General features: G+C 75.1%; 16 protein-coding genes. 14 read left to right on the top strand and 2 right to left on the bottom strand.

Annotation, left to right across the window (positions count from 1 at the left end; all coding sequences use genetic code 11):
• The first annotated feature begins 64 nt into the window (after positions 1 to 64).
• The 9 genes from J5Y05_RS19520 (at position 65) to J5Y05_RS19480 (ending at position 9,118) form a co-directional block, all read left to right on the top strand.
• Entirely contained in the window at positions 65 to 847 is a 783-nt protein-coding gene (locus tag J5Y05_RS19520) for a hypothetical protein (RefSeq protein WP_210874320.1), read from the top strand.
• A 151-nt stretch (positions 848 to 998) separates the two neighbouring features.
• Entirely contained in the window at positions 999 to 2,846 is a 1,848-nt protein-coding gene (glmS, locus tag J5Y05_RS19515; protein ID WP_210874318.1) for a glutamine--fructose-6-phosphate transaminase (isomerizing), read from the top strand.
• A 205-nt stretch (positions 2,847 to 3,051) separates the two neighbouring features.
• A complete protein-coding gene (locus J5Y05_RS19510; protein ID WP_210874310.1) occupies positions 3,052 to 3,330 on the top strand; it encodes a hypothetical protein in 279 nt (92 codons plus the stop codon).
• Positions 3,331 to 3,353: 23 nt separating this feature from the next.
• Positions 3,354 to 3,725, top strand: a complete 372-nt coding sequence (locus J5Y05_RS19505; RefSeq protein ID WP_210874308.1) for a holo-ACP synthase — start codon at positions 3,354 to 3,356, stop codon at positions 3,723 to 3,725.
• A 55-nt stretch (positions 3,726 to 3,780) separates the two neighbouring features.
• The gene (locus tag J5Y05_RS19500) at positions 3,781 to 5,223 is read left to right on the top strand and encodes an NAD(P)H-hydrate dehydratase (protein ID WP_210874306.1); all 1,443 of its coding nucleotides are present in this window, start codon (positions 3,781 to 3,783) and stop codon (positions 5,221 to 5,223) included.
• Positions 5,224 to 5,533: 310 nt separating this feature from the next.
• Positions 5,534 to 6,706 carry an alanine racemase gene (alr, locus tag J5Y05_RS19495; protein ID WP_210874304.1) on the top strand — a complete coding sequence of 391 codons (1,173 nt, stop codon included), beginning with the start codon at positions 5,534 to 5,536 and terminating at the stop codon, positions 6,704 to 6,706.
• Between the two features lie 193 nt (positions 6,707 to 6,899).
• Positions 6,900 to 8,225 (top strand): alpha/beta fold hydrolase, encoded by a 1,326-nt coding sequence (locus J5Y05_RS19490; RefSeq protein ID WP_210874302.1) that lies wholly within the window; start codon positions 6,900 to 6,902, stop codon positions 8,223 to 8,225.
• Positions 8,107 to 8,775 (top strand): tRNA (adenosine(37)-N6)-threonylcarbamoyltransferase complex ATPase subunit type 1 TsaE, encoded by a 669-nt coding sequence (gene tsaE / locus J5Y05_RS19485; RefSeq protein ID WP_210874299.1) that lies wholly within the window; start codon positions 8,107 to 8,109, stop codon positions 8,773 to 8,775. The genes J5Y05_RS19490 and tsaE overlap by 119 nt, the downstream gene beginning before the upstream one ends.
• Before the next feature lie 181 nt (positions 8,776 to 8,956).
• Complete coding sequence (locus J5Y05_RS19480) at positions 8,957 to 9,118, top strand: hypothetical protein (protein WP_210874291.1); 162 nt, start codon at positions 8,957 to 8,959, stop codon at positions 9,116 to 9,118.
• Between the two features lie 38 nt (positions 9,119 to 9,156).
• On the opposite strand, the gene J5Y05_RS19475 is transcribed toward J5Y05_RS19480, so the two are convergent.
• Complete coding sequence (locus tag J5Y05_RS19475; RefSeq protein WP_210874289.1) at positions 9,157 to 9,708, bottom strand: hypothetical protein; 552 nt, start codon at positions 9,706 to 9,708, stop codon at positions 9,157 to 9,159.
• 157 nt (positions 9,709 to 9,865) lie between these two features.
• Between J5Y05_RS19475 and tsaB the strand changes: the two genes are divergently transcribed.
• From tsaB to J5Y05_RS19455, 4 genes are read left to right on the top strand one after another with little or no spacing between them, the layout of a single operon-like run.
• Positions 9,866 to 10,519, top strand: coding sequence for a tRNA (adenosine(37)-N6)-threonylcarbamoyltransferase complex dimerization subunit type 1 TsaB (gene tsaB, locus J5Y05_RS19470; RefSeq protein WP_210874287.1), 654 nt, complete (start codon positions 9,866 to 9,868; stop codon positions 10,517 to 10,519).
• Positions 10,516 to 11,064, top strand: a complete 549-nt coding sequence (gene rimI / locus J5Y05_RS19465) for a ribosomal protein S18-alanine N-acetyltransferase (RefSeq protein ID WP_372450504.1) — start codon at positions 10,516 to 10,518, stop codon at positions 11,062 to 11,064. The genes tsaB and rimI overlap by 4 nt, the downstream gene beginning before the upstream one ends.
• Positions 11,057 to 12,157, top strand: coding sequence for a tRNA (adenosine(37)-N6)-threonylcarbamoyltransferase complex transferase subunit TsaD (tsaD, locus tag J5Y05_RS19460; RefSeq protein WP_210874285.1), 1,101 nt, complete (start codon positions 11,057 to 11,059; stop codon positions 12,155 to 12,157). The genes rimI and tsaD overlap by 8 nt, the downstream gene beginning before the upstream one ends.
• Positions 12,154 to 12,411, top strand: coding sequence for a hypothetical protein (locus tag J5Y05_RS19455; RefSeq protein ID WP_210874283.1), 258 nt, complete (start codon positions 12,154 to 12,156; stop codon positions 12,409 to 12,411). Before tsaD ends, J5Y05_RS19455 begins: the two co-directional genes overlap by 4 nt.
• A gap of 67 nt (positions 12,412 to 12,478) precedes the next feature.
• Here J5Y05_RS19455 and J5Y05_RS19450 read toward each other — a convergent pair whose 3' ends face one another.
• Positions 12,479 to 14,812 carry a beta-xylosidase/alpha-l-arabinosidase gene (locus tag J5Y05_RS19450; RefSeq protein ID WP_210874280.1) on the bottom strand — a complete coding sequence of 778 codons (2,334 nt, stop codon included), beginning with the start codon at positions 14,810 to 14,812 and terminating at the stop codon, positions 12,479 to 12,481.
• 138 nt (positions 14,813 to 14,950) lie between these two features.
• On the opposite strand from J5Y05_RS19450, the gene J5Y05_RS19445 reads away from it, so the two are divergent.
• Positions 14,951 to 16,003, top strand: a complete 1,053-nt coding sequence (locus J5Y05_RS19445) for a LacI family DNA-binding transcriptional regulator (RefSeq protein ID WP_210874279.1) — start codon at positions 14,951 to 14,953, stop codon at positions 16,001 to 16,003.
• Positions 16,004 to 16,044 lie beyond the last annotated feature (41 nt).

Genomic DNA, 16,044 nt, shown 5'->3' with positions numbered 1-16,044 from the left:
GTGCGTAAAGTGCGCGCGAAGCCTGTGGATTCCTCCACGGGTCCGGAAGAAAGAGTTGCCCGACGTGACAAGCCACGCCGTCCGCCGTTCCGCCCTCGCGGCCTCCGCCGCCGCCCTGACCCTGCTGGTCACCGCCTGCGGCGGTTCCTCGGACGACGGCAAGAAGGACGAGGGCAAGGCCAAGGCCGACCCCGCCGCGTCGGCCGCCCCCGCGGCCAAGGCGCTCACCGCCGCCGAGCTGGAGAAGGCCGCGCTGACCCAGGCGGACCTCAAGAGCGGCAAGGTCACCGACAAGATCGCGGCGGACGAGGACGCCACCAAGGACAAGGTGAAGGCCGACGACGCCGCCTGCCTGCCGGTCGCCTTCGCGCAGAGCGGGGTGGCCCAGGCGGACCCCTCGGCCGCCGTGAAGCGGCAGTGGACGCGCGAGCCCGAGAAGCCCTCGGGTGACCTGTCCGACGAGGAGATGCTGCTCGCCTCCATGGCCGTGGACCAGGCGTTCGTGACGCTCTCCTCCTACGAGGGCGGCGCCGAGCAGCCGCTGAAGGACCTGGCCGCGGCGGCCGAGAAGTGTGCCGGCGGGTTCACCACGACGATGCTCGGCGAGAAGATCAAGGTCGGGAAGGTCGCCGTGACCGAGGCGCCCGCGGGCGGGGACGAGGGCCTCGCCCTCACCCTGACGGTGGAGGCCGACGAAGACGTCAAGATGCCGCAGAAGATCGTCGTGATCCGCAAGGGCGCCACGCTCGCCTCGTTCACCGCCGTCAACTTCGCCTCCGCTGCCACGGGCGAGGACTTCCCGTTCCCGGCGGAGCTGGTGGACGCGCAGCTCCCCAAGCTCGGCTGACCGGTCCCCGCGACCGGTTCGGTTTCCGCGACCGGTTCGGTTTCCGCGACCGCGATTTTTCCCACCGGGGCGTTCGTGCCCCGGTGGGAATTTCCGATTTCGGGCACGTGACGACAGGTTGGCGATCGAAGCTGACCGTAGGCTTTCGGTCATGTGCGGAATTGTGGGATATGTGGGGTCTCGGTCGGCGCTCGACATCGTGATGGCCGGACTCAAACGCCTGGAGTACCGGGGCTACGACTCGGCGGGCGTCACGATGCTCGCGGACGGCGGCCTCGCCCCCGCCAAACGCGCCGGGAAACTCGTCAACCTGGAGAAGGAACTCGCCGAACGCCCGCTGCCCGCGGCCACCACCGGCATCGGCCACACCCGCTGGGCCACCCACGGCGCCCCCACCGACGTCAACGCCCATCCGCACCTCGACAACGCGGGCCGGGTCGCCGTCGTCCACAACGGCATCATCGAGAACTTCGCGCACCTCCGCGCCGAGCTGGAGGGACGCGGCCACACCCTCGCCTCCGAGACCGACACCGAGGTCGTCGCCCACCTGCTCGCCGAGGAGTACTCCGGCCGCGCCGACCTCGCCGAGGCGATGCGGCGGGTGTGCCGGCGGCTGGAGGGCGCGTTCACGCTGGTCGCGGTGCACGCGGACGCGCCCGGCGTGGTGGTCGGCGCCCGCCGCAACTCGCCGCTCGTGGTCGGGGTCGGCGACGGGGAGTCCTTCCTCGCCTCGGACGTCGCCGCCTTCATCGCGCACACCCGGGACGCCGTCGAACTGGGCCAGGACCAGGTCGTCGAGTTGCGCCGGGACGGGGTGAAGGTCACCGGGTTCGACGGCCGCCCGGCCGACGTCCGCTCGTACCACGTCGACTGGGACGCCTCGGCCGCCGAGAAGGGCGGCTACGCCTCCTTCATGCTCAAGGAGATCGCCGAGCAGCCCAAGGCGGTCGCCGACACCCTGCTCGGCCGCGTCGACGGCTCCGGCTCGCTCACCCTCGACGAGGTGCGCATCCCCCCGGAGCTGCTGCGCGAGCTGGACAAGGTCGTCATCGTCGCCTGCGGCACCGCCTTCCACGCCGGGCTGATCGCCAAGTACGCCATCGAGCACTGGACGCGCATCCCCTGCGAGGTGGAGCTGGCCAGCGAGTTCCGCTACCGCGATCCCATCCTCGACCAGCGGACCCTGGTGGTCGCCATCTCCCAGTCCGGGGAGACCATGGACACCCTCATGGCCCTGCGGCACGCCCGCGAACAGGGCTCCCGGGTGCTGGCCATCTGCAACACCAACGGCTCCACCATCCCGCGCGAGTCCGACGCGGTGCTCTACACCTACGCCGGGCCCGAGGTCGCCGTCGCCTCGACCAAGGCGTTCCTCACCCAGCTCGTCGCCTGCTACCTCGTCGCCCTCTACCTCGGGCAGGCGCGCGGCACCAAGTACGGGGACGAGATCCGCGACGTCATCCGCGACCTCTCGCGGATCACCGGATCGGTGGAACGGGTGCTGGAGACCATGGAGCCGGTACGGGAACTGGCGCGCTCCCTCGCCCACCACGACACGGTGCTCTTCCTCGGCCGGCACGTCGGCTACCCGGTCGCCCTCGAAGGCGCCCTGAAGCTCAAGGAACTGGCGTACATGCACGCCGAGGGCTTCGCCGCGGGCGAGCTGAAACACGGGCCGATCGCGCTGATCGAGGAGGACCTGCCGGTCGTCGTGGTCGTCCCGTCCCCTCGGGGGCGCTCCGTGCTCCACGACAAGATCGTGTCCAACATCCAGGAGATCCGGGCCCGGGGCGCGCGCACCATCGTCATCGCCGAGGAGGGCGACGAGGCGGTCGTCCCCTACGCCGACCACCTGATCCGCGTCCCGGCCACCCCCACCCTCCTCCAGCCCCTGGTGGCCACGGTCCCCCTCCAGGTCTTCGCCTGCGAACTCGCCACCGCCCGCGGCAACGAGGTCGACCAACCCCGCAACCTGGCCAAGTCGGTGACGGTGGAATAGCGCCCCGGCGACGGTCTGAACGTTTCCTCGCCACTCGAAAGCAGGAACGCCTCCCTCATCCGGGAAAACGCCCTCCCTGCCGGTCTTAGCGTGCGGGCGTGGCCGCCCGGCCGACCCCTGGAGCGACCTGTCGGCTGCCCGGCGTCATACCGAACGAGGCGGCGGGCGGAATGCCGCCCGAGAGACGTGGAGGGAGCTGGAGAAGATGGTCGTCACGTACTTCCCGGGCAGGGGGACGGTCTTCGAGGAGGCGTACAACGAGGGACGGGCCGAGGGGGAGGCCAAGGGCAGGGCGAAGGGGAAGGCCGCGGGGGTGTTGCGGGTCCTGGAGGTGCGGGGGATCGAGGTCTCCGAGGCCGAGCGGGAGCGGATCACCCGGTGCGAGGACCTGACGCGGCTCGACGACTGGCTCGACCGGGCCGGGACCGTCGGGCGGGCGGAGGAACTGTTCGCGGACGAGCCGGAGGAGGACGGAGCCGGGTGAGTCTGGGGTCGTAAGGTGCTGGCATGGGGATTGTCGGGGTCGGGATCGATGTGGCCGAGGTCGAGCGGTTCGGGGCCGCGCTGGAGCGGACGCCCGCCCTCGCGCGGCGGCTCTTCCTGGAGAGCGAGTTGCTGCTGCCGGGCGGGGAGCGCCGGGGCGTCGCCTCGCTCGCCGCGCGCTTCGCGGCCAAGGAAGCGCTCGCCAAGGCGCTCGGCGCACCCGCCGGCCTGCTCTGGACCGACGCCGAGGTGTACGTCGAGGACAGCGGCCGACCCCGCCTGCGCGTCACCGGGACCGTCGCGGCCCGCGCCGCGGACCTCGGCGTGGCCTCCTGGCACGTGTCCCTGAGTCACGACGCGGGCGTGGCCTCGGCCGTCGTCATCGCGGAGGGCTGACGCGTTCGGCGGTGCGGTCCGTGACGCTCCCGCCGTACGGGGAAGACTGCACGGCATGCGTACTGCGTACAGCGTGGAGACGGTCCGGGCCGCCGAGCGGACCCTGATGGCACGGCTGCCGGACGGCGCCCTGATGCAGCGGGCCGCGGCCGGTCTCGCCGCCGCCTGCGCCCAGCTCCTCGGCCGGGTCTACGGCAGCCGGGTCGTCCTGCTCGTCGGCAGCGGCGACAACGGCGGCGACGCCCTCTGGGCCGGGGCCCGTCTCGCCCGGCGCGGTGCCGCCGTCACCGCCGTCCTGCTCGCCCCCGGCCGCGCCCACCCCGGCGGGCTCGCCGCGCTGCGCCGGGCCGGCGGCGTCACCGTCCCCGCCGCCGACGGCGTACCCCTCGTCGAGCGCGCCGACCTCGTCCTCGACGGCATCGTCGGTATCGGCGGCACCGGCGGCCTGCGCGCCGAGGCCGTGCCGCTCGCCGAGGCCGCCCACCGCTCCCGGGCCGCCGTCGTCGCCGTCGACCTGCCGAGCGGCGTCGACGCCGACACCGGGCAGGTGCGCGGCGCCGCCGTCCGCGCCGATCTGACCGTCACCTTCGGCACCCACAAACCCGCCCTGTTCGTCGACCCCGCCCGGGAGCACGCCGGGTCGGTCCGGCTCGTCGACATCGGCCTGGAACTCCCCGCCGGCCCCTTCCTGGAGGCGCTCCAGCACGCCGACGTGGCCCGGCTGCTGCCGGTGCCCGCCGCCGAGAGCGACAAGTACCGGCGGGGCGTCGTCGGCATCGCCGCCGGCTCCGCCCGCTACCCCGGCGCCGCCGTCCTCGCCGTCTCCGGCGCCCTGCGGGGCGGCGCGGGCGCGGTGCGGTACGTCGGCCCCGCCGCCGACGCGGTCATCGCCCGCTACCCCGAGACCCTCGTCTCCGACCAGGGCCCGAAGAAGGCCGGGCGCGTACAGGCGTGGGTGGTCGGGCCCGGCGCCGGCGACGACGCCCGTACCGTCGCTCAGGTGCTGGCCCTGGACGTCCCCGTCCTCGTCGACGCCGACGGACTGCGGCTGGCCCCGGCCCGCGACGTGCGCCGGCGCACGGCACCCACCCTGATGACCCCGCACGCCGGTGAGGCCGCCGCCCTGCTCGGCGTGGGCCGGGACGAGGTCGAGGGGGCGCGGCTGGACGCCGTACGGGAGCTGGCCGGGCGGTACCGGGCGACCGTGCTGCTCAAGGGCTCGACGACGCTGGTCGCCGGGCCGGACGGCGGCCCCGTACGGGCCAACGCGACCGGCACGCCCTGGCTCGCCACCGCCGGCAGCGGGGACGTCCTGTCGGGGCTCGCCGGCTCCCTGCTCGCGGCGGGGCTCCCGGCCCTGGACGCGGCGAGCGCGGGCGCGTACGTGCACGGGCTCGCGGGCCGGTTCGCGGCCCGTCACGCGCCGGCCGGTGCCCACGACATCGCCGACGCGATCCCCCGGGCCTGGCGGGACGTCCGGGAGGCGGGAGTGGGCTGAGGCGGCGCGCCCGCGCTCGCCGTGTGGTGCTCGCCCTGCCGCGCGGTCGTCGCCCTCACCCGGTCCCCGTCTCCCGGTCTCCCGGTCTCCTTCGGGACACATCCCCGCTCGGGGGGTGGCTCGTTCACGGGGGTGGGGGTTTATGCTTCGGCGCCGGTGCTTGGCGTGCCCTGCCCGGTGTCGTCGCTGGTCATGAGCCACCCGCCGGCCGGCGTCCCGTCCCCGGGGGTGGCTCGTCCCCCTCCCCGTACCGTCCCCGGCGCGTGGCCGGAGGCACCGGGGTGGGGCGCTCCTGAGAGACTGGTGGGCGATGAGTGAGAAAGCTGGCCGCCGGACCGCGCCCCTGCGGGCCCGCGCGGAGATCGACCTGGCCGCCCTGCGGGCCAACGTGCGCACCCTGCGCGAACGGGCACCCGGCGCGGCCTTCATGGCCGTGGTCAAGGCCGACGCCTACGGCCACGGCGCCATCCCCTGCGCCCGCGCCGCCGTGGCCGCCGGTGCGGAGTGGCTCGGCACCGCCACCCCGGAGGAGGCCCTCGCGCTGCGCGCCGAGGCGGACCTCCCCGACGACCTGCGGATCATGTGCTGGCTCTGGACGCCGGGCGGCCCCTGGCGCGAGGCCGTCGAGGCCCGCCTCGACGTGTCCGTCGGCGCGCTGTGGGCGCTGGAGGAGGTCACCGAGGCGGCCCGGCAGGCCGGGCGGCCCGCGCGCGTGCACCTGAAGGCCGACACCGGCCTCGGACGCGGCGGCTGCCAGCCCGGGGACTGGGCCGAGCTGGTGGGCGAGGCGCTGCGCGCCGAGCGCGAGGGGCTGATCCGGATCACCGGCGTCTGGTCCCACCTGGCCTGCGCCGACGAGCCCGGACACCCCGCCACCGCCGCGCAGCTCACCCGCTTCCGCGAGATGACCGAGCGGGCCGAGGAGCAGGGAGCCCGCTTCGAGGTCCGGCACATCGCCAACTCGGCGGCCACGCTGACCCTCCCGGAGAGCCACTTCGACCTGGTCCGGACCGGCATCGCCCTCTACGGCGTCTCGCCCAGCCCCGAGCTGGGTTCCCCCGCCGACCTGGGCCTGCGCCCGGTGATGCGGCTGTCCGCGTCGCTCGCGCTGGTCAAGGACGTCCCCGGCGGCCACGGCGTCGGCTACGGGCACCACTACACCACCCCCGGCGCGACCACCCTCGGTCTCGTCCCGCTCGGCTACGCGGACGGCGTCCCGCGCCACGCCTCGCACACCGGCCCGGTGCTGGTCGACGGCAAGTGGCGCACGGTGGCGGGGCGGATCGCGATGGACCAGTTCACCGTCGACCTCGGCGGGGACCGGCCCGCCGCGGGGGCGGAGGCGGTGCTGTTCGGCCCCGGCGACCACGGCGAGCCCACCGCCGAGGACTGGGCGCAGGCCGCCGGCACCATCGGGTACGAGATCGTCACCCGCGTCGGAACCCGGGTGCCCCGCGTCTACGTTGACGAGGAGCGGGCCTAGCTCCGTAGGGCCACCCGGCCGGACCTGAGGGCCCCTGTCGGGTCACCGGCCCCCGCCGGTCGCCGGGACGGCCCCGGAGCACCGGCCCGCCGCGTGAGGCGCCACGGCCGGCCACGGCCCGCGCGCCTCACTCGTACGGGTGAGAAAGCGACGAGAGAGAGCAGCCGGGCGGTCCGGTGAAGAGGAGCGGTACGTGAGCGAGAGCAGAGCGGACGGTGCCGTGGGCGCCGCGGCTGCCGCCGCCTTCGCCGCGGACAACTGGCGCCGGACCACCGGCATCGCCGGGGTCGCCATAGGCGTGGTCGCCGCGGGCGCCGCCGCCGGCGTGGCGATAGAACGGCTCACCGTCGGCCGCGGGATGCGCCAGAAGGCGCGGCTCGCCCTCGACGCGGCGGGACCGTACGGCGGGGTGCGCGGCACCCCCGGCCGGGCGTACGCCGACGACGGCACGGAGCTGTACTACGAGGTCGACGAGGTCGCCCCCGAGGCCGCGCCCGCCGCCCCCCGGCGCCGCCGCCTCTTCGGCCGCCGGGAACCCGCCCCCGTGACCGTCGTCTTCTGCCACGGCTACTGCCTCAACCAGGACTCCTGGCACTACCAGCGCGCCGCCCTGCGCGGCGTCGTCCGCACCGTGCACTGGGACCAGCGCAGCCACGGCCGTTCCGGGCGGGGCGTGGCCCAGGCGCGGGACGGCGAGCCGGTCACCATCGAGCAGCTCGGCCGGGACCTGAAGGCGGTGATCGACGCGGCCGTGCCCGAGGGCCCGATCGTGCTGGTCGGCCACTCGATGGGCGGCATGACCGTGATGGCCCTCGCGGACGCCTTCCCCGAGCTGGTCCGCGAGCGGGTGGCCGGCGTGGCCCTGGTCGGCACGTCCTCCGGCCGGCTGGGCGAGGTGAACTTCGGCCTCCCGGTGGCCGGGGTCAACGCGGTGCGCCGGGTGCTGCCGGGCGTGCTGAAGGCGCTGGGGCAGCGGGCCGAGCTGGTGGAGCGGGGGCGGCGGGCGACGGCGGACCTGTTCGCCGGGGTGATCAAGCGGTACTCGTTCGCGTCCCGGGACGTCGACCCGGCCGTGGTCCGGTTCGCCGAGCGGATGATCGAGTCGACGCCGATCGACGTGGTCGCCGAGTTCTACCCGGCCTTCACCGACCACGACAAGACCGAGGCCCTCGCCCACTTCGACGGGCTGCCGGTGCTGGTGCTGGCCGGGGTGCGGGACCTGATCACGCCCAGCGAGCACAGCGAGGCCATCGCCGACCTGCTCCCGGAGGCCGAATCGGTGCTGGTCCCGGACGCCGGGCACCTGGTGATGCTGGAGCACCCGGAGCTGGTCACCGACCGCCTCGCCGACCTGCTCGCCCGCGCGGGCGCCGTGCCGTCAGGGGCTACCGTTGGGGGCTATGGACGCAGCACCTCAGGACCCGGCACGGCAGGACCCGGCGCGGCAGGACCCGGCACGGCCGGCCCCGGCACCTCAGGCCCCGGCGCCGCAGGCCCCGGCGCCGCAGGGCCCCGCTGAGACGGCCCCCGCCGAGACGGCCCCCGCCCTCGCGCTCACCGTCACCTCCGCCGAGGGGATGCGGGACCTGGGCCGCCGGCTCGCCAAGCTGCTGCGCGCCGGTGACCTGGTGATGCTCAGCGGGGAGCTGGGCGCGGGCAAGACGACGCTGACCCGCGGCCTCGGCGAGGGGCTGGGCGTGCGGGGCGCCGTCACCTCGCCCACCTTCGTGATCGCCCGCGTGCACCCCTCCCTCGGCGACGGCCCGCCGCTGGTCCACGTCGACGCCTACCGGCTCGGCGGCGGACTGGACGAGATGGAGGACCTCGACCTGGACGTCTCCCTGCCCGATTCGGTGATCGTGGTGGAGTGGGGCGAGGGCAAGGTGGAGGAGCTGACCGAGGACCGGCTGCACCTGAGGATCGACCGGGCCACCGGCGGCACCGGCGCTGCCGGCGCCACCACCGACACCAGCGCCACCGATGCCACCGAAGACGACGTGCGCCGGGTGACCCTGACCGGCCTCGGCGCCCGCTGGAGCACGGCCGACCTGAACTCGCTCGCCGCCTGAGGCGGCCAGGCCCCTCCGGGCCGGGGACCCCCTGGCAGGGAGCGGGCGGCGGACACGACGGGGTGTTCCGACACGTTGTCGGCAAGATGTTGCGTTTCGGACCCCGGCCGTGATGACATGGTACCCAGTACGTGGTTAGGCATGCCTAACCACGTCCGCCCCCGCCCTTCAGGAGGCGTCCATGCCCGAGTCCGCGAACCACCCGAGGCCGCCCACCGCCCCCGGGGTCTCCGTACGGGATCTGCTCGCGGCGGGCGCCGCGGCCCTCGCCGTGTCGACTCCGCCCCGCGCACCCGAACCCGACTCCCGGCACACCGCCCCGGAACACCGCGAGGCCGCCTGACCGCCTGACCCCGGGAGCGCCCGCCGGGGCCACGGGGTCTACGGGACGACGACGACCTGCTGGCCGATCGTGGCGAAGCCCCACATCGCGTCGCCGTCCGCCCGCTTCTCCCGGATGCCCCCGGTCGCCGTGGACGGCGCGGACCGCGCCGACTCGTCCACGGCCGCGCTGAACCCGATGACCACGTCCCGGTTGACGGCGAAGCGCACGACGTGCTCGACCGGCACACCGTCCGACCCGGTGATCGCGTTCGACCGGGACGTGACCGCGTAGGTGCCCGGCTCGGGGTCGATCCCGCCGGGCTCGACGGTGAAGGTGCGTCGGACCGTGCCGCCCGCCTCGACCAGCCAGACCCGGTCGTCGTCCAGGGAGTACACGACCCGTTCGCCCTTGCCGGACCCGGTGGGCAGCGCCGCCGGGTGGTTCCGGTCCCGGGGCGCCTTCGAGGCGCCGGGGCTGGGCGCGGCGTGCGCGTGGGCGCGGCTCAGCTCGTCGGGGACGCGGGCCGCGGCCTGGTAGCCGAGGGCGCCGACCGTCACGAGGGCCGCCGCGGTGAGCCCGGCCGTGATGCCGGCGCTGCTGCTTGCCACTGGGGACCACCTCGGCAGTCGTACGCATCAGTCGTCTACGTCATGTACGGCATGTGCGGCATGTCGGTCCTGCGTCATGCTCCCGGCGACGTTAGCAGCCGGGACCGGTCTCGCCGGGGCGTCCGACACGAGCCGCCGTTCGCCGTAGGCTGTTCGCGTGCTCTTGCTCGCTCTGGATACCGCCACACCCGCCGTCACCGTCGCGCTGCACGACGGGACGGACGTCATCGCCTCGTCGAGCCAGGTGGACGCGCGCCGGCACGGTGAACTGCTGCTGCCCGCCGTCGACCGGTTGCTCTCCGAGGCCGGATCGCGGCTCGCCGACGTCACCGGCATCGCGGTCGGTATCGGCCCCGGCCCGTACACGGGCCTGCGGGTCGGCCTGATGACCGCGGACACCTTCGGGCTCGCGCTCGGCGTCCCCGTGCACGGCGTGTGCACGCTGGACGCGCTGGCGTACGCCGCGGACCTGGAGGAGCCCTTCGTGGTGGCGACCGACGCGCGCCGCAAAGAGGTCTACTGGGCGCGGTACGCCGACTCCCGCACCCGGCTGACCGACCCGGCCGTCGACCGCCCCGCCGACATCGCCGAGCAGGTCGCGGCCGTGCCCGCCGTCGGCGCGGGCGCCCTGCTCTACCCGGACGTCTTCCCCCGCGCGCACGAGCCGGAGCACGTGTCGGCCGCCGCGCTGGCCCGGCTCGCCGCGGAGAGGCTCGCGGCCGGCGAGGAACTGCCCGCGCCCCGGCCGCTGTACCTGCGCCGGCCGGACGCGCAGGTGCCCAGGAACTACAAGGTGGTCACCCCGAGGTGACCGGGCCCGTGACTGCCGAGCTGCGCGAGATGCGCTGGTGGGACATCGACCCCGTGCTCCGGCTGGAGCGCGAGCTGTTCCCGGAGGACGCCTGGTCGCGGGGGATGTTCTGGTCCGAGCTGGCCCACGCCCGCGGCCCCGGGGCGACCCGGCGGTATCTGGTCGCCGTGGCGTCCCGCGCCGACGCCGAGGGTGAGGAGATCGTCGGCTACGCGGGCCTCACCGCCTCCGGCGACCAGGCCGACGTGCAGACCATCGCCGTCGCCCGCGAGTTCTGGGGCACCGGGCTCGGCGCCCGGCTGCTGACCGAGCTGCTGCGGGCGGCGACCGCCTTCGACTGCGCCGAGGTGCTGCTGGAGTGCCGGGTGGACAACACCCGCGCGCAGAAGCTGTACGAGCGCTTCGGCTTCGAGCCCATCGGCATCCGGCGCGGCTACTACCAGCCGGGGAACGTGGACGCCCTGGTGATGCGACTGACCACAGCGCCCGGCGGCGGCCCCGCCGCGGGCGCCGACCCCGTACAAGGAACCGACAACCATGGCTGACTCCCGCGACGAGCCTCTCGTACTGGGGATCGAGACCTCCTGTGACGAGACCGGTGTCGGCGTCGTCCGCGGCACCACGCTGCTGGCCGACGCCGTCGCCTCCAGCGTCGACGAGCACGCCCGTTTCGGCGGGGTCGTGCCGGAGGTGGCGAGCCGCGCCCACCTGGAGGCGATGGTCCCCACCATCGAACGCGCCCTGAAGGAGGCCGGGGTGAGCGCGCGCGACCTCGACGGCATCGCCGTCACCGCCGGCCCCGGACTCGCCGGCGCGCTGCTGGTCGGCGTCTCGGCGGCGAAGGCGTACGCGTACGCGCTCGGCAAGCCGCTGTACGGCGTCAACCACCTCGCCTCGCACATCTGCGTGGACCAACTGGAGCACGGGCCGCTGCCGGAGCCGACCATGGCGCTGCTGGTCTCCGGCGGGCACTCCTCGCTGCTGCTGTCGGCCGACATCACCTCCGACGTCCGCCCGCTGGGCGCGACCATCGACGACGCGGCGGGCGAGGCGTTCGACAAGATCGCCCGCGTGCTGAACCTGGGCTTCCCCGGCGGCCCGGTCATCGACCGGTACGCGCGCGAGGGCGACCCCACCGCCATCGCCTTCCCGCGCGGGCTGACCGGCCCGCGCGATCCCGCCTACGACTTCTCCTTCTCCGGTCTCAAGACCGCCGTGGCCCGCTGGATCGAGGCGAAGCGGGCGGCGGGGGAGGAGGTGCCGGTGCGCGACGTGGCGGCCTCCTTCCAGGAGGCGGTCGTGGACGTGCTCACCCGCAAGGCGGTACGGGCCTGCAAGGACGAGGGCGTCGACCACCTGATGATCGGCGGCGGGGTGGCCGCCAACTCGCGGCTGCGGGCGCTGGCCCAGGACCGCTGCGAGGCGGCCGGCATCCGGCTGCGGGTGCCCCGGCCCAAGCTGTGCACGGACAACGGCGCGATGGTGGCCGCCCTCGGCGCCGAGATGGTCGCCCGGAACCGGGCCGCCTCCGACTGGGACCTGTCGGCCGACTCCTCGCTGCCGGTGACCGAACCGCACGTCCCGGGCGAGGCGCACGACCACGCCCACCACACCGGCGAGGGGAACCTGTACTCGTGACCGTCGCGCTGATGTGGGAGGCGCGGGCGCTGCCCGGCCGGGGCGGGGAACTGCTGGAGTGGGCGCGGGGGCGGGAGCTGCCGTCGGCGCCGCTGCGCCGGGAGACCTTCCGCGCCCCGCAGGACCGGGTCCTCGTCGTCACCTGGTGGGACGCCCCGTACGACGCGGAGCTGCCCGAACTTCCCGACCCCGACCCGGCGTTGGTGAGCCGCCCGGTGCACCGCTGGCGCTTCGAGTCGGTCGCCGCCGACTGACCCGCGCCCCCGGCGGGTCCGGGCGGGCCCCGGAGCCGCCGGGGGCACGGCACCGCGGCCGAGGACGCTACGGCACCGGAGCCACCCGCACCGGGCAGCGCAGGCGCCGGCCGGTGCCCGGCTCGCGGGCCGGTCCGGTCAGGGTCAGCCGGGCCGTGTGCCGCACCTCCGCGCTGGAGGCGGCGAGCCGTAGCTCCAGGGCGCCCGGTTCCACCACGCGGCGGCCCGAGCGGCCGGTGAACGCCGCGAGGTCCGGATGGAAGCGGAACGTCACCCGGCGGGCCTCGCCGGGCGCCAGTTCCACCCGCCGGTAGCCGATCAGGCGGACGTCCGGCCGGGTCACCGAGGCCACCGGATCGTGCAGGTAGAGCTGGACCACCTCGGCGCCGGGCCGCTCGCCGGTGTTGCGGACGGTCAGCGCGAGGTCGTACGCCTCGTCCGTGGAGAGCGCGGCCTCCTCGGCCCCGCCGGTGAAGTCCTCCCAGGCGAACGTCGTGTACGAGCGGCCGTGCCCGAAGGGGTAGAGCGGGGTCGGGTCGAGGTTGCTGACCTCGCCGGCCAGGCCCAGCGGGGGCTGGAGGTAGGTCCACGGCTGTCCGCCGGGCAGCTTCGGCACGCTCACCGGGAGCCGGCCCGAGGGGGTGACGCGGCCCGACAGGACGCCCGCGAGGGCCGGTCCGCCCTCCTCGCCGGGGAAGAACGCCTGGACGACGGCGCCGAGCCGGCCCGCCCAGCGGCCCAGCGCGTACGGGCGCCCGGTGAGCAGCACCAGCACCACCGGCACGCCGGTCGCCACCAGCGCGTCCAGCAGCTCGCCCTGGACGCCGGGCAGCCGCAGGTCGCTCGCGTCGCACCCCTCGCCGGACGTGCCCCGGCCGAAGAGGCCCGCCCGGTCGCCCAGGACCGCCACGCACACATCGGCCTCGGCGGCCTTCGCCACCGCCTCCGCGAAACCGGAGGCGTCCGGCTCGGAGGTGTCGCAGCCGGGCGCGAACGTCACCTTGGCGTCGGGGAGTTCGGCGCGCAGGGCGTCCAGCGCGGTCGGGATCTCGATGCCCGTGGGCACCTCGGGGTGGTGGGGCAGCACGTGGGAGGGGAAGGAGTAGCAGCCCAGCATGGCGAGGGCGTCGGCGGCGCGGGGGCCGACCACCGCGATCCGGGTGTCGGGGGCGAGCGGCAGTACGCCGTCCGGGTTGTCCAGGAGCACCACCGACTCCTCGGCCAGGCGGCGGGCGAGGGCGCGGTTGGCGGGGGAGTCGAGGTCGACGGGGGCCTCCGCCCCCTCCTCCCGTGGTGGCGCCTGCGGTGTCCAGTCCTCGTCCAGCAGCCCCAGGGCGCACTTCTGGAGCAGCACCCGGCGGGCCGCCCGCTCGACCAGTCCGGCGGGGACCGTGCCCGCCCGGACGGCCTCCAGCAGCGGGGTGCCGTAGCACTTGAGGGTGGGCAGCTCGACGTCGATGCCGGCGTCGAGGGCCAGGTGCGCGGCCTCGGCGGGGGTGCCGGCGACGCGGTGCAGGGACTCCAGGAAGCCGACGCCGAAGTAGTCCGCGACCACCGTGCCGGTGAACCCCCACTCCTCGCGGAGCAGGCCGGTCAGCAGCGTGGGGTCGGCGGAGGCGGGGACGCCGTCCGTCTCGGTGTACGCGGCCATCACCGACCGCGCGCCGCCCTCGCGCAGCGCCATCTCGAACGGCACCAGCGTGACGTCCGCGAACTCCCGCACGCCCGCCCGCACCGGGGCGAGGTTGCGGGCGCCGGCCGAGGAGGCGTACCCGGCGAAGTGCTTGAGGGTGGCGACGATCCCGGCCGACTCCAGCCCGCGCACGTAGGCGCTGCCGATGGTGCCGACGAGGTACGGGTCCTCGCCGATGGTCTCCTCCACCCGGCCCCAGCGGGCGTCGCGGACGACGTCCAGGACGGGGGCGAGGCCCTGGTGGACGCCGACCGAGCGCAGGTCGTGGCCGATCCGCCGGGCCATCTCCTCGACCAGCTCCGGGTCGAAGGCGGCGCCCCAGGCCAGCGGCACGGGGTACGCGGTGGCCCGCCAGGCGGTGAAGCCGGCCAGGCACTCCTCGTGGGCGAGGGCCGGGATGCCGAAGCGGCCGGCCTCGGTGATGCGCCGCTGGGCGCTGGCGAGCGCGCGGGCGCCGAGGGCCGGTTCGACGGGGGCGGTGCCGAAGGGGCGGGTGAGCTGGCCGAGGCCGTGGGTGATCAGCTCGTCCCAGTCGTGGTCGGCGGACATCTGGTTCTGGAGCGGGGCGACGCCGTCGCCGTCCGTGGCGGCGCCCACCCACACGCCGTACAACTGGGCGGTCTTCTCCTCCAGGGTCATCCGGGACAGGAGGTCGTCGACGCGGGCGGCGGCGGTCAGGGCGGGGTCACGCCAGGGCGCGGTGGTCATGGAACTCCTGTCGGGGTGGACGGACGGCCCTCTCACGAACGGTGTCACGAATGTTTCGATGTATCAATCGAATGTTCCGGAAACCTATGGCGCACGGAAGTCTTCGTCAAGGGGGTCCGCAGGGATACGATCGCCGCCATGACATCCCCGCAGCCCGCTGAAACCCGGACGCAAAGGCGGTCCGCCCAGACCGCGACGCTCGCCGAGATCGCCCGCGAGGCCGGCGTGTCGGCACCGACTGTTTCGAAGGTCCTCAACGGCCGTGCGGACGTGGCTCCGACGACCCGCGCCCGCGTGGAGGACCTGCTGCGCGCCCACGGCTACCGGCGCCGGCGGGCCGAGGCGACCCGCTCCCCCCTCATCGACCTGGTCTTCCACGAGTTGGAGAGCGCCTGGGCGATGGAGGTGATCCGGGGCGTGGAGAACGCGGCGCGGGACGCGGGGCTCAGCGTCGTGCTCTCCGAGAGCGCGGGGCGCCTGACCCCCGGGCGGACCTGGGCCGACCAGGTCGCCGCGCGCCGCCCGCACGGGGTGATCCTCGTCCTGTCCGGGCTGGACGAGTCCCAGCGGGCGCTGCTGACCAGCCGCTCCATCCCGTTCGTGGTGATGGACCCGGCGGGCGACCCGGGCGCCGACGTGCCGTCCATCGGCGCCACCAACTGGCAGGGCGGCCTCGCCGCCACCCGGCACCTCATCGACCTGGGGCACACCCGGATCGGCGCGATCAGCGGGCCGACCCGCATGATGTGCAGCCGCGCCCGGGTGGACGGCTACCGGGCCGCGCTGGAGACGGCCGGGCTGCCGGTCGACCCCGCGCTGATCGCCACCGGCGACTTCCACCACGAGGCCGGCTACCGGCAGGGGCTGGAGCTGCTGCGCCGCCCCGACCGGCCGACCGCGGTCTTCGCCGGGAACGACCTCCAGGCGCTCGGGCTCTACGAGGCCGCCCGCGAGCTGGGGCTGCGCATCCCGCAGGACCTGAGCGTGGTCGGTTTCGACGACCTGCCGGTGGCCCGCTGGGTGGGGCCGCCGCTGACGACGGTGCGGCAGCCCCTCATGGAGATGGCGGAGGCCGCCGCCCGGCTCGTCCTCGACCTGGGCCGCGACGACGGCCCGCCGGCGGCCACCCGGGTGGAACTCGCCACCAGCCTGGAGGTCCGCAGCAGTACGGCACCGCCTCCGGCGGACTGACGAAGCCAGTCGGCTCACCGGCCGAAACTTTCGAGGGTCCG

Origin of the sequence: Streptomyces tagetis (genome assembly GCF_018069565.1) — a bacterium.
Lineage (GTDB): Bacteria > Actinomycetota > Actinomycetes > Streptomycetales > Streptomycetaceae > Streptomyces > Streptomyces tagetis.
The sequence above is the reverse complement of the archived record's forward strand: the minus strand, read 5'-3'. Positions and strand labels throughout refer to the sequence as shown.